At 70.6% G+C, this 13,589-nt stretch carries 11 protein-coding genes; 6 read left to right on the top strand and 5 right to left on the bottom strand.

Annotated elements, in window-relative coordinates; genetic code table 11:
• Positions 1-45: 45 nt before the first annotated feature.
• The gene (gene aspS / locus AN218_RS01360) at positions 46-1,809 is read right to left on the bottom strand and encodes an aspartate--tRNA ligase (protein WP_070014580.1); all 1,764 of its coding nucleotides are present in this window, start codon (positions 1,807-1,809) and stop codon (positions 46-48) included.
• A 122-nt stretch (positions 1,810-1,931) separates the two neighbouring features.
• Between aspS and AN218_RS37735 the strand changes: the two genes are divergently transcribed.
• On the top strand, positions 1,932-4,301 hold the full coding sequence (locus AN218_RS37735) for an ATP-binding SpoIIE family protein phosphatase (protein ID WP_070014579.1): 2,370 nt from the start codon (positions 1,932-1,934) through the stop codon (positions 4,299-4,301).
• Positions 4,302-4,361: 60 nt separating this feature from the next.
• Here the strand turns inward: AN218_RS37735 and AN218_RS01350 are convergent, their stop codons facing one another.
• A complete protein-coding gene (locus AN218_RS01350; protein WP_070014578.1) occupies positions 4,362-4,913 on the bottom strand; it encodes an SseB family protein in 552 nt (183 codons plus the stop codon).
• A 127-nt stretch (positions 4,914-5,040) separates the two neighbouring features.
• On the opposite strand from AN218_RS01350, the gene AN218_RS01345 reads away from it, so the two are divergent.
• The 5 genes from AN218_RS01345 to AN218_RS01325 all read left to right on the top strand — a co-directional run bounded on the left by AN218_RS01345 (position 5,041) and on the right by AN218_RS01325 (position 10,542).
• Positions 5,041-6,879 carry an acyl-CoA dehydrogenase gene (locus tag AN218_RS01345; RefSeq protein WP_070014577.1) on the top strand — a complete coding sequence of 613 codons (1,839 nt, stop codon included), beginning with the start codon at positions 5,041-5,043 and terminating at the stop codon, positions 6,877-6,879.
• 132 nt (positions 6,880-7,011) lie between these two features.
• On the top strand, positions 7,012-8,361 hold the full coding sequence (locus tag AN218_RS01340) for a M18 family aminopeptidase (protein ID WP_070014576.1): 1,350 nt from the start codon (positions 7,012-7,014) through the stop codon (positions 8,359-8,361).
• A 211-nt stretch (positions 8,362-8,572) separates the two neighbouring features.
• Entirely contained in the window at positions 8,573-8,800 is a 228-nt protein-coding gene (locus AN218_RS01335) for a hypothetical protein (protein ID WP_070014575.1), read from the top strand.
• A 121-nt stretch (positions 8,801-8,921) separates the two neighbouring features.
• Entirely contained in the window at positions 8,922-9,404 is a 483-nt protein-coding gene (locus tag AN218_RS01330; RefSeq protein ID WP_070014574.1) for an LURP-one-related/scramblase family protein, read from the top strand.
• Positions 9,405-9,711: 307 nt separating this feature from the next.
• The gene (locus tag AN218_RS01325; RefSeq protein WP_070014573.1) at positions 9,712-10,542 is read left to right on the top strand and encodes a maleylpyruvate isomerase family mycothiol-dependent enzyme; all 831 of its coding nucleotides are present in this window, start codon (positions 9,712-9,714) and stop codon (positions 10,540-10,542) included.
• 132 nt (positions 10,543-10,674) lie between these two features.
• Here the strand turns inward: AN218_RS01325 and AN218_RS01320 are convergent, their stop codons facing one another.
• From AN218_RS01320 to AN218_RS01310, 3 genes are all read right to left on the bottom strand, one after another.
• Positions 10,675-11,988, bottom strand: coding sequence for an MFS transporter (locus tag AN218_RS01320; RefSeq protein ID WP_070014572.1), 1,314 nt, complete (start codon positions 11,986-11,988; stop codon positions 10,675-10,677).
• Positions 11,985-12,671, bottom strand: a complete 687-nt coding sequence (locus tag AN218_RS01315; RefSeq protein ID WP_070014597.1) for a GntR family transcriptional regulator — start codon at positions 12,669-12,671, stop codon at positions 11,985-11,987. The genes AN218_RS01320 and AN218_RS01315 overlap by 4 nt, the downstream gene beginning before the upstream one ends.
• A 152-nt stretch (positions 12,672-12,823) precedes the next feature.
• Positions 12,824-13,589: dihydrolipoamide acetyltransferase family protein (locus AN218_RS01310; RefSeq protein WP_141747393.1), on the bottom strand; the 766-nt coding region annotated here is incomplete at its 5' end.

Genomic DNA, 13,589 nt, shown 5'->3' with positions numbered 1-13,589 from the left:
CGGCGGCGCGCCCCGCAGGGCTCCCCGCAGCGCTGCCCGCCAGGGCTACAGCTTCGGCTTGCGCACCGACAGGTGCAGCTCCTTCAGGCGGGTCTCGTCGACCTCCGTGGGGGCGCCCATCAGCAGGTCCTGCGCGTTGCCGTTGAGCGGGAAGGCGATCGTCTCGCGGATGTTGGGCTCGTCCGCCAGCAGCATCACGATGCGGTCGATACCGGGGGCGATGCCGCCGTGCGGGGGCGCGCCGAAGCGGAACGCGCGGAGCATGCCGCCGAATTCGCGCTCGACCTCCTCGTTGGAGTAGCCCGCGATCTCGAACGCCTTGAACATGATCTCGGGTTCGTGGTTACGGATGGCGCCCGAGGACAGCTCCACGCCGTTGCAGACGATGTCGTACTGCCAGGCCAGGATGTCCAACGGGTCCTGCGTACGCAGTGCCTCCAGGCCGCCCTGCGGCATCGAGAAGGGGTTGTGGGAGAACTGGACAGCGCCGGTCTCCTCGTCCTTCTCGTACATCGGGAAGTCCACGATCCAGCAGAAGCGGAAGACGCCTTCCTCGAAGTGCCCGGTGCGCTTGGCGGCCTCGACGCGGACCGCGCCCATGATCTTCGAGACCTCGTCGAACTCTCCCGCGCCGAAGAAGACCGCCGTGCCCGGCTCGGCCTTCAGCGCCGTCAGAAGCTGCGAGACGTCGTTGTCGTCGAGGAACTTGGCGATGGGCCCGGTGAGCGTGCGGTCCTCGCCGACGCGGACCCAGGCCAGACCCTTCGCGCCCTGCTCGACCGCGAAGTCGCCCATCTGATCGAAGAACTTGCGCGGCTGGTCCGCGGTGTCCGGCACGGCCAGCGCCCGTACGTGCTTGCCCGCGAAGGCCTTGAAGCCCGAGTCCTCGAACACGTCCGAGACGTCGACCAGTTCGAGCTGCGCGCGCAGATCCGGCTTGTCGGTGCCGTACCGGAGCATCGCCTCCCGGTAGGGGACGCGCGGGAAGGGCGAGGTGCACTCGCGCCCGTCGCCCAGCTCCTGGAAGAGGTCCGTCATCACCTTCTCGATGACCGCGAAGACGTCCTCCTGCTCGACGAAGCTCATCTCCATGTCGAGCTGGTAGAACTCGCCGGGCGAGCGGTCGGCGCGGGCGTCCTCGTCGCGGAAGCAGGGCGCGATCTGGAAGTAGCGGTCGAAGCCCGCGACCATGAGCAGTTGCTTGAACTGCTGCGGCGCCTGCGGCAGCGCGTAGAACTTCCCGGCGTGCAGCCGCGACGGTACGAGGAAGTCGCGCGCGCCCTCGGGAGAGGTGGCCGAAAGGATGGGCGTGGCAAGCTCGTTGAAGCCCTCGGCGACCATCTTCTCGCGGATCTTCGCGATGACCTGCGAGCGCAGCACGATGTTGCGGTGCATGCGCTCGCGGCGCAGGTCGAGGAAGCGGTATTCGAGCCGCCGCTCCTCGTTGACGCCGTCCTCGGCGTTGATGGTGAAAGGGATCTGCTCGGCGGCGCCGAGCACCTCCACCTCGCCGACCTCCACCTCGATCTCGCCGGTGGGCAGTTCGGGGTTGACGTTGTCGGCGCCCCGCGCGCTGACCTTGCCGTCGACCCGTACGACCGACTCCTTCGACAGCGAGCTAAGACGCTCGTGCACGGCCGTCTCCTCGGGCCGTACGACGAGCTGCACGATCCCGTAGTGGTCACGGAGATCGATGAAGAGGATGCCCCCGAGGTTCCGCCTGTTGTGCAGCCAGCCGCTGAGGCGGACGTCCGTGCCGACGTCCGGAGCACGGAGCTCGCCGCAGGTGTGGGAACGGTACCGGGGCATGGGGTCATCCAGTCGTCGGTCGACAGTGGTGGGGCCAGTTGCCTGGCGGGTCGGCCCTTCAGACTACCGTCCTGGCTCAGCCCCACTCGCACCGATTTCCGGAACGCACATAAAGTGGGGCAATGCACACCGAGGAGGTGCTCAAGGCCACCCGGACCGGGCTGTGGCGCTGGGACAGCGCAACGGGCACCTCGACCGTGGACGTCCGTACCGCAGCCCTCCTCGGCGTCCCCTTCCGGCAGGGCGAGGCGACGGACCGGGCCGAGCGTTCGCTGACCGTCGCCGGTCCCGGCTCGGACGCCCCGTCCGATACGGCGACGGAGCCGGGCCTCGCCCCCGGGCCGGTCTCCGGCGAGGGGACCATGACGCTGGCCGAGCCCTTCATCCGCACCCGCATCCACTTCGCCGACTACGTGGAGCTGACCGCGGCCGCCAACCTCGCGCTGTCGGAGTGGACGGTCGTCGAGTCGGTGCTGCGGGTCGTCGACGAGAACAGCGAACCGGTGCGCTCGATCCGTCTGCGGATGACCCCCGTCGAGGAGAAGGGGACGCTCTCCCTCATCGGCACCGTCTCGCAGATCCCCGACCAGCCCGCCACCGAGTCGCCGTCGCAGGTGGGAGAGGGCCGGCAGCACAACCGCGAGGCGTTCCTGCTGCACACCGGGCGGGCGTTCGCGGAGGCCCGCACCACGGCGGAGGTGCTGCGGGTCGCGGGCTCGCTGGTCATCCCCGGCCTCAAGCCGCGCGCCCTGGCGGTCTTCAGCCTCGAACGCGGCCGGCTCACCCTCGTCGGGCCGGCCGCGCAGCGGCCGGTGCCGCGGCATCTGCTGCCGTACATGGACATGCCCGCCGAGGCCGACCACCCGGCGGCCGTCGTCGTACGGACGGGACGGCCGGTCTATCTGCCCGCGCCGGAGGACTACCGCCGCGAGTTCCCCGACGCCTGGCCGGAGGCCGAACGGATCGGGAACCGGGGGTGGGCGTGGCTGCCGCTCACCGTCTCGCGCCGGGTGCTGGGCGCGTGGATGGTCGCCTTCCCCGAGCCGATGGAGTTCACCAGGGAGGCGCGGGCGCTGCTGACGAGCATCGCGCGCATGCTCGCGCAAGCGCTCTCCCGTACGTCCATGCACGAGATGGAGCTTCAGCTCTCCTCCGGGCTTCAGCGCACGCTACGCCCCACGCGCAAGCCGGGCATCGAGGGCATGAAGCTGGCGGCCCGCTATGTGCCCTCGGGCGACGGGCTGGAGGTCGGCGGCGACTGGTACGACGTGATCCCGCTGCCGTCCGGCCGTACGGCACTGGTCATCGGCGACGTACAGGGGCACGACGTGCGCGCCGCGGGGATCATGGCGCAACTGCGGATCGCACTGCGGGCATACGCGGCGGAGGGGCACCGTCCGGACGCGGTGCTCGCGCGTGCCTCCCGCTATCTGGCGGGGATCGGGCGGCCGGAGGTGATGACCGGCTCCGAGGACGAGCGGGCGGGTTCGGCCGCCGGTGCGCCGGAGCCGGCGGTGCCGGAGCCCCCGCCCGCCGGGGAGCCGGACGGGGAGCCCACCGGGGAGCCGGACGACGGGGCCGCGGGAGGCCCGCCCGACGACGACCGGTTCGCCACCTGTCTGTACATGGAGGCCGACCCCGTCACGGGCACCCTCGACGTGGCCCGCGCGGGCCACCCCGACCCGGCGATCTGGCTGGCCGACGGGACGATGCTGATCAGGGCCACCGCGGGCGGGCTGCCGCTCGGCGTCGCACCGGGCACGGAGTATCCGACGACGCGGCTGGTGCTGGAGCCGGGCGAGACGCTGCTGGCGTGCACGGACGGTCTGATCGAGATCGGCGGGCACACGATGGACACGGGCTGGCGGCGCATCCGTACCGTCTTCAAGGAGCAGTCGGCGGGGGACACCGGCACACCGGCGGATCTGGAGGGCTTCGCGGACGCCCTCATCGGCTCGGTGCAGCAGCCGCCCGGCGAGAACGCGGGCCCGCTGGAAGACCGCCGCGCGGACGACATCGCGCTGCTGCTGATCACGCTCGACCCCGCGTACGCGGCGGAGCGGGCCGCGGCGGCGTCCGGCGTCTCACGGCGTACGACCTTCACCGTGGCGCAGGCCGAGCCGGACCGGATCGGCGAGGCGCGGCATCAGCTCCAGGGGATGCTCTTCGACTGGGAGAGCGAGGACCAGATCGACGGCGCCGTGCTGATGCTCTCGGAGATGCTCACGAACGTGCTCGTCCACACCGAGGGAGACGCCGTGGTCGTCGCCGAGGCCAGCGGGAAGAGGGGCGCGCGGCTGCTGCGCGTCGAGGTCTCCGACACCAGCGACGCGCTGCCGCACCGCCGTACGCCCGGTGAACTGGCCTCGTCCGGGCGGGGGTTGATGATGATGGAGATGCTCGCGGGCTCGTGGGGGGTGGATCCGCGCGGCGAGGGCAAGAGCATCTGGTTCGAGATGCGGGAGAACGTCGCGACGCCCGCCTGGGCGTGAGGCGCCGAGCCGGTACGGGACGACGGGCCCCGAGGCTCACCTGGCGCGCGTCCGCAGGCGCTATCCGTACATCCGGCGCATCGCGTAGTCGACCATCTCCTCGACGGCCTTGGCGTCGAAGACCACGCGGTGGTCGCCCTCCATGTCGAGCACGAAGCCGTAGCCGGACGGGAGCAGGTCGAGCACCTCGGCGCCCGTGATCACGAAGTAGCGGGACTCCTTGCCGGCGTAGCGGCGCAGTTCCTTGAGCGTGGTGAACATCGGGATCACCGGCTGCTGGGTGTTGTGCAGCGCGAGGAAGCCCGGGGTCTCGCCGCGGGGACAGTAGACCTTCGACGTCGAGAAGATCGACTGGAAGTCCTCCGAGGTCATCGTGCCGTTGGTGAACGCCCGCACGGTCTCCCGAAGCGAGGGCGGCGACGAGGGCTCGGGGTAGAGCGGCTGGCCGTTGGCCTGCTGGCCCTGCTGGTGCTGGCCCTGGTGCCCGTAGGGAGGCGGAGCAGACTGCTGCGCCGCGTACTGCTGGTGGCCCTGCTGCTGGTGGCCGTACTGCTGCTGCCCGGCGTGCGGGTATCCGTGGCCCGCGGAAGCGGTCTGCTCGTAGCCGTACATAGGAGAAAGAGTAACGAGTCACAGATGAGCGGTTAGGGGTTGCTTCTTATTACCGACGGGTAGCATCATGGCACTCAGACCGAACTGACTTCCTGTCCGTCGAGTGAGACCACACGGAGCCGTTGCCATGGGGCACTACAAGTCGAATCTCCGCGACATCGAGTTCAACCTCTTCGAGGTGCTCGGCCGCGACACGGTGTACGGCACCGGACCGTTCGCGGAGATGGACGTGGACACCGCGAAGAGCGTGCTGAGCGAGATCGCGCGCCTCGCCGAGAACGAACTGGCCGAGTCCTACGAGGACTCCGACCGCAACCCGCCGGTCTTCGACCCGGAGACCAACACCGCGCCCGTTCCCGAGGCGTTCAGGAAGAGCTACCAGGCGTACATGGACGCCGAGTGGTGGCGCCTGGGCACCCCGGAGCAGATCGGCGGCACCACGGCGCCGCGTTCGCTGCTGTGGAGCTTCGCGGAGACCGTGCTCGGCGCCAACCCCGCGGTGTGGATGTACGCCTCGGGCCCCGCCTTCGCCGGCGTCATCCAGGAGGAGGGCACCGAAGAGCAGCTCAAGGTCGCCCAGTTGATGGTCGACAAGCAGTGGGGCTCCACGATGGTGCTCACCGAGCCGGACGCCGGTTCGGACGTCGGCGCCGGGCGCACCAAGGCCGTCAAGCAGGACGACGGAAGCTGGCACATCGAGGGCGTGAAGCGCTTCATCACCTCCGGTGAGCACAACCTCTCCGAGAACATCGTGCACTTCGTCCTCGCCCGCCCCGAGGGCCACGGCCCGGGCACCAAGGGCCTCTCGCTCTTCCTCGTCCCGAAGTACGACTTCGACTGGGAGAGCGGCGAACTGGGCGAGCGCAACGGCGTCTACGCCACCAACGTCGAGCACAAGATGGGCCTGAAGGTCTCCAACACCTGCGAGATGACCTTCGGCGCCAACGCGCCCGCCAAGGGCTGGCTGCTCGGCGAGAAGCACGACGGCATCCGCCAGATGTTCAAGGTCATCGAGTTCGCGCGGATGATGGTCGGCACGAAGGCCATCGCCACGCTCTCCACGGGCTACCTCAACGCCCTGGAGTACGCGAAGGAGCGCGTACAGGGCGCCGACCTGGCGCAGTTCACCGACAAGACGGCGCCCCGCGTCACCATCACGCACCACCCCGACGTGCGCCGCTCGCTGCTGACGCAGAAGGCGTACGCGGAGGGCATGCGCGCCCTCGTGCTCTACACCGCGTCCGTCCAGGACGAGATCATGCTCAAGGAGTACCGCGGCGAGGACGCCTCGGCGGCGCAGCGCCTCAACGACCTGCTGCTGCCGATCGTGAAGGGCTACGGCTCGGAGAAGTCCTACGAGCAGCTCGCGCAGTCGCTGCAGACGCTCGGCGGCTCCGGCTACCTCCAGGAGTACCCGGCCGAGCAGTACATCCGGGACGCCAAGATCGACACCCTCTACGAGGGCACCACCGCGATCCAGGGCCAGGACTACTTCTTCCGCAAGGTCGTCCGCGACCAGGGCCAGGCGCTCACGGCCCTGTCGGAGGAGATCAAGAAGTTCCTGGCGGAGGCGAAGGGCGGCGAGGAGCTGGCCGGCGCCCGCGAGGAACTCTCCACCGCGGCGGTCGAGTTGGAGGCCATGGTCGGCGCGATGCTGACCGACCTGGCGGCCACCGAGAAGGACGTGACGTCGATCTACAAGGTCGGCCTCAACACCACGCGCTTCCTGCTCTCCTCCGGCGACGTCGTCATCGGCTATCTGCTGCTGCGCGGTGCGACCGTCGCCGCGGAGAGGCTGGCCGACGCCTCGGCGAACCTGTCCGCGAAGGACAAGGCGTTCTACGAGGGCAAGGTCGCGGCGGCGAAGTTCTTCGCGGGGACCGTGCTGCCGTCCGTGGCCGTCGAGCGCTCGCTGGCCGAGAAGGTCGACTCGTCCGTGATGGAGCTGGACGAAGCGGCCTTCTGATCCTGCGGCGAGGCCCCGCCGGACGGCTCCGCCGGTGCCGGTGCGCGGCCTCGCCGAGATCCCCCCATGCGGAACGTCCTTCTCCCCCCGACGGGGCGGGAGAAGGACGTTTCGCCTTCGTATGCTGAGCGTATGACCCCAAGTCCCCAGACTTCCCCGCCGCCGGATCACGCGGCCCGCGCCCACGCCGACGGCCTCATCGGCTTCCTCTCGGACTCGCCCACCCCGTACCACGCGGTGCGCAGCGCGGCCGAGTTGCTGGAGAAGGCGGGCTTCCGGCAGCTCGGCGAGACGGAGGCGTGGGACGCGGCCGGCACCGGTGCCACGGAGGGCGGCCGCGGCCACTACGTGCTGCGCGGCGGAGCGCTCATCGCGTGGTATGTGCCGGAGGGCGCCGGCCCGGCCACCCCGTACCGCATCGTCGGCGCCCACACCGACTCCCCCAATCTGCGCGTCAAGCCCGTGCCCGACACCGGCGGCAGCGGCTGGCGGCAGATCGCGATGGAGATCTACGGCGGCACGCTGCTCAACACCTGGCTCGACCGCGACCTGGGTCTGGCGGGACGGCTCTCGCTGCGCGACGGCTCGGCCCGGCTGGTGAACGTCGACCGCCCGCTGCTGCGCGTACCGCAGCTCGCCATCCATCTGGACCGGCAGGCCAACGACGGGCTCAAGCTGGACCGGCAGCGCCATATGACGCCGGTCTGGGGTCTGGGCACGCCCCGCGAGGGCGACCTCGTGCGCTTCGTCGCGCAGGAGGCCGGCGTCCCCGCCGAGGAGGTCGTGGGCTGGGATCTGATGGCGCACAGCGTGGAGCCGCCCGCCTACCTCGGACGGGACGAGGAGCTGCTCGCGGGGCCGCGCATGGACAACCTGCTCTCGGTGCACGCCGGTGCGCTCGCGCTGGCGGAGGCCGCCGGGGCCGACGGGACCGGCGGGACCGGCGGGCCGCGCTCGATCCCCGTACTGGCGGCCTTCGACCACGAGGAGAACGGGAGCCAGTCGGACACCGGCGCGGACGGGCCGCTGCTCGGCTCCGTGCTGGAGCGCTCCCTCTTCGCACGCGGCGGCGGGTACGAGGACCGCGCGCGGGCGTACGCGGGGAGTGTCTGCCTCTCCTCCGACACCGGGCACGCGGTGCACCCCAACTACGTGGAGCGGCACGAGCCGGGGCACCGGCCGACGCCCAACGGCGGCCCGATCCTCAAGGTGAACGTCAACCAGCGCTATGCCACGGACGGTTCGGGCCGCGCGGTCTTCGCGGCGGCGTGCGAGCGCGCCGGTGTGCCGTGGCAGACGTTCGTCTCCAGCAACGACATGCCCTGCGGGACGACGATCGGGCCCATCACCGCGGCCAGGCACGGGATTTCGACCGTCGACGTGGGCGTGGCCATCCTCTCGATGCACTCGGCGCGCGAACTGTGCGGCGTGGACGACCCGTTGCTGCTGACGCGCTGTATGCAGGCGTTCCTGGCGGACTGACGTCCGTACGGGACGGGACGGACCGGGAGGCGGCAGGACGGGGCGGAACGGTACGGGGGCGGGGCGGGCGTGAGGGTCAACGCGCCCGCCCCGCAGGCATGTTGGGCCCCGGGTTCTGCCTCCCGTCTGATTGACCTTCGCCGCGGGGGGCACCCGTACGCCGTACGAGAGCCGTACACGCAGGACAACGCCAGTCGGAGGCAAGGGATCCATGGGCATCGTCATCTGCATCGGCATGCTGGCCGTGGGGGCCATCCTCACCTTGGCCGTCGACGTCAACACCGACGTCGTGAACCTCGACGTGGTGGGGCTCGTCCTGATGGCCGCCGGCCTGATCGGACTCTCCGTCTACGTCAGCATCTTCAAGCGCCGCAGGACCCAGCCGCCGCACCCGGCCGCGCCGGTGGTCGTGGAGGAGGAGCGCCACCACCTGAACTGAGCGCGCGTGCACAACGGCTGACCGGGAACAGAACACCGACGGCCCGCCGCCCTCACCCGTACCGGAGGCGGCGGGCCGTTCGCAGGGCGGATCGGGCCGCAGACGGGGAAGGGCTACGGGCATGAGATATCTCGTACGCGAACGGATCTTCGGCATCGGCGACGACTACTGGATCGACGACGAGTACGGCGACCACGCCTTCCTCGTCGACGGCAAGGCCCTGCGGATCCGGCAGACGTTCCAGCTCAAGGACGTGCAGGGGGAGGTCGTCGCCGTCATCCGGCGGAAGATGATCAGCCTCTGGGAGACGATGGAGATCGAGCGCGACGGCCGGACGCTGGCGACCGTGCGCAAGAAGCGCTTCACGCCGCTGCGCAACCGCTTCAAGGCGCGGCTCGCGGACGGCGGCACGCTGTCGGTGCACGGCAACGTGCTCGACAAGGAGTACGACATCGAACTCGGCGGCGGGCGGCTCGCCCGCATCTCGCGCCGATGGTTCCGGGTGCGCGACACCTACGCCGTCGACATCGAACAGCCGGACTCCGACGTGCCGTTGCTGCTCTCGCTCGCGGTGTGCGTGGACGCGCTGACGGGCGGCGACTGACGGAGGCGTGCGGGCGCCGGGCGAGGGCCGGCGGTGCCCGCGAGACGCCCGTACGGCAGCGGTGCGCGGTGCCCGGAGGCGGACCAACCGGACGTCGCGGCAGGGGAATCGACCCCCACTACCGTGCTTTGTCCCTGTTCACGCCGGACGGCCGCGCACGGTACCACCACCGGTGCGCAAAAGGGGTCCGAGTGGGCCTAGCATCGTGCTTTGAAAGGACTGCCGCGTCGGCCTCGCGCAGCGTAACTTGAGAGCACCGCACGCACGCACCGAAGACCACGAACGTCCGTACCGCCCGAGGGGTCTCGTGACCGACCACCCAAGCCTTCAGCCCTACGTCGACGCCTGGACCGAGTCCATCGAAGCGATATCCGAACTGGTGAGCCCGCTCGCCGAAGGCGAGTGGAACCGGCGCACAGCCTGCCCCGGCTGGTCGGTCCGTGACGTGGTCTCGCACATCATCGGCATGGAGTGCGAACTGCTCGGTGATCCGCGGCCGATACACACCCTGCCGCGCGACCTGTACCACGTCGTCGACGAGCCCAGCCGGCACATGGAGATCCAGGTCGACGTGCGGCGGCACCACACCGGTCCGGAGATGACGAGCGAGCTGGAGTACACGATCATCCGCCGCTCCCGGCAGCTCCGTAACGAGAAGCGCGAACCCGACGCCGACGTGCGGGACATCATGCCGGGCGGCTCGAAGATCAGCCTCGAACTCCAGCTCCGGATGCGGGCGTTCGACGTGTGGGTGCACGAGCAGGATCTGCGCCGGGCGCTGAACACGCCGGGCCACCTCGACTCTCAGGGCGCGGCCGTCGCCCGGGACCTCTTCGTGCAGGGCCTGCCGAAGGTGGTCGCCAAGAAGGCCGGGGCGCGTCCGAACACGGCGGTGGTCGTCGACGTCAGCGGTCCGGTCGAGTTCATGCGCACGGTACGGGTGGACGCCGACGGGCACGGCACCGTCGACGGCAGCCCGTCGCTGGGGCCCGCGGTCACGCTCTCGCTGGACTGGGAGACGTATGTACGGCTCGCGGCCGGACGGGTACGGGCCGACGCCGTCGCGGACCAGGTGAAGGTCGAGGGCGACGCGAAGCTCGCACGGGCGATCCTGGAGAACTTCGCCGTGACGCCGTGAACGCGACGACACCGTGACACAGCGACGCAGTCGCGATGACACCGTGACGCGATGACGCAGCGACGGGCGGTCCCCTTCCGGGGCCGCCCGTCGCCGTACAACAGCCCGTACGCCGGCGGAGGTTGTGGCGCGTCAGCGGGAGACCGGCACGTGCACGGCCTCCACGCGGCTGGCCACCACACGTTCCCGCTCGCGCTCGCGTGCCCGCCCGCGCAGCCGCAGGATCTGCACGACGCCCAGCGCCTGCAGCACGAAGATGCTCGCGAAGCCCGCACGGAAGCTGCCGCCGGTGAGGTCCAGCAGGACGCCGACCGCGAGCAGCGTCGTCATCGACGCGGTGAAACCGCCGACGTTGACGATCCCGGAGGCCGTGCCCTGACGCTCCGGCGGGTTCGCGGGACGTGCGAAGTCGAAGCCGATCATGGACGCCGGACCGCACGCCCCCAGCACCGTGCACAGCAGCACCAGCAGCCACATCGGCGCATGCCCCGGCCACAGCAGGACGCTCGCCCACACCGCCGCCGTCACCGCCACCGTGCCCAGCGCGAGCGGTGCACGCGCCGCGTGGTGCCGTGCGATCAACTGCCCGAAGACCAGACCCACGGCCATGTTCGACAGCACGACGAGCGTGAGCAGTTCGCCCGCGCCGGCACGGTCCAGGCCCTGCCCGTCGACGAGGAAGGGCATCCCCCACAGCAGCAGGAAGACCATCCCCGGGAACTGGGTCGTGAAGTGCACCCACATCCCCAGCCGCGTACCCGGCTCCCGCCAGGTCCGCAGGATCTGCCGCCGTACGTAACCGCCGTCCACATGCGGTGAGTTGACCACCGCGTACCCCTTCGGGTGGTCCCGCAGCAACGTCACGACCAGCACCAGCAGCACCAGGCCGCCCAGCGCGCTGCCCGCGAACGTCGCCGTCCAGCCGAAGGCGCCGAGCAGCCGCGCCAGGACGAGCGTGGTGACGAGGTTGCCCGCCATCCCGATCAGACCCGCGATCTGCGCGATGACCGGACCGCGCCGGGCCGGGAACCAGCGCGCCCCGAGCCGCAGCACGCTGATGAACGTCATCGCGTCGCCGCACCCCAGCAGGGCACGGCAGGCGAGCGCCGCGGCGTACGACTCGGAGAACGCGAAGCCGAACTGGCCCGCGGTGAACAGCACCACGCCCAGGGTCAGCACCTTCTTGGTGCCCAGCCGGTCCACCAGCAGCCCGACCGGAATCTGCATCCCCGCGTAGACGAGCAGTTGGAGGATGGAGAACGTGGAGAGGGCGGAGGCGTTGATGTCGAAGCGCCGAGTGGCGTCGAGCGCGGCGACGCCCAGGCTCGTGCGGTAGGTGATGGCGACGAAGTAAACGGTGACGCCCAGGCCCCACACCCCGACGGCGCGGTAGCCGCCCGGCGGGTCGCTGTGGACCGGGACGCCCAGGGGGCTGCCTGCGCTCACCGCACATCACCGTGGACCAGGTGCCGCACCCAGGTGACGTGCCGACGGACCGCGTCGGCGGCGGCGTCCGCGTCGCCCGCCCGTACGGCCTCGGTGATCTCCGCGTGCTCGGCGATGCTCTTGGCGATCCGGTCGGGCTCCGCGTGCATCATGGCGACGCCCATCCGCAACTGCCGGTCGCGGAGCTGGTCGTAGAGCCGGGTGAGGATCTCGTTCCCGGTGCTCTTGACGATCGCCGCGTGGAAGCAGCGGTCGCTCACCGCGAACGCCGTGAGGTCGCCGGCGTCGGCGTGCGCGCGCTGCTCCTCCAGCAGCTCCTCCAGCCGTGCGATCAGCTCCGCCCGTACGGGGTCGGAGGACTTGCGCACCGCGTGCTGTTCGACGAGGAGCCGCGTCTCCACCACGTCCGTGATCTCCTGCGCGGAGACCGGCAGAACGAGCGCGCCCTTCTTCGGGTAGAGCTTGATCAGCCCTTCGACCTCCAGGCGCAGCAGCGCCTCCCGTACGGGCGTACGCGAGACGCCGACGGCCTCCGCCAACTCGCCCTCGGTGAGCAGCATTCCGCCCTCGTAGCGCCGGTCCAGCACACACTGCTTGACGTGCGTGTAGACGCGCTCGGCGGCGGGCGGCTGACGGGAGGAGGCACCGGGGGCGACGGGGGCGAGATCGGTGGAAACGGACATGTGCACAGCTTAGATACAACAGGGGGAGCGGGGGTCGCGTGTCCGCGATCTGGGACGACGGTGACGTGACCGTCCGAACGCACCGGTGCCGGGCCCCCTGTGAGGGCCCGGCACCGGTCGGCTGGAGAGCGGCGGCGGACGCCGCCCGTCCGTCAGGTCCAGGTCATCAGGCGCCTGGGGTGTTCCAGGACCGCCGCCACGTCCGCGAGGACCTTCGAGCCCAACTCGCCGTCGATCAGGCGGTGATCGAAGGCGAGCGCCAGCGTCGTGACGTCGCGCGGCTTCACCTTGCCCTTGTGGACCCACGGCTGCTGCCGCACCTGCCCGAAGGCCAGGATCGCGGACTCGCCGGGGTTGAGGATGGGCGTACCGGTGTCGACGCCGAAGACGCCGACGTTGGTGATGGTCACCGTGCCGCCCTGCATCGCCGCCGGGCTGGTCTTGCCCTCGCGGGCCGTGCCGACCAACTCGCCGAGCGACTCCGCCAGTTCGGGCAGGGTCTTGGCCTGGGCGTCCTTGATGTTGGGGACGATCAGACCGCGCGGCGTGGCCGCGGCGATGCCCAGGTTGACGTAGTGCTTCAGCACGATCTCCTGGTTCGCCTCGTCCCAGGCCGCGTTGGCCTCCGGGTGGCGGCGCAGCGAGACCAGGAACGCCTTGGCGACCATCAGCAGCGGGTTGACGCGCAGCCCCTGCATGTCCGGGTCCTGCTTCAGCTCCCGTACGAGCTTCATCGTCCGGGTCACGTCGACGGTGACGAACTCCGTGACCTGCGGCGCGGTGAAGGCGCTGTTCACCATGGCCTGGGCCGTGGCCTTCCGTACGCCGCGCACCGGGATCCGCGTCTCGCGCGCCGAGTCGCCCGCGCCCGCGGCCGGTTGCTGCGGCGCGGCCGGTTCCGCCGCGGCCGGGCCCGTG

It is taken from the genome of Streptomyces nanshensis (assembly GCF_001751255.1).
Lineage (GTDB): Bacteria > Actinomycetota > Actinomycetes > Streptomycetales > Streptomycetaceae > Streptomyces > Streptomyces nanshensis_A.
This window is presented reverse-complemented; position numbering and strand designations above follow the sequence as displayed.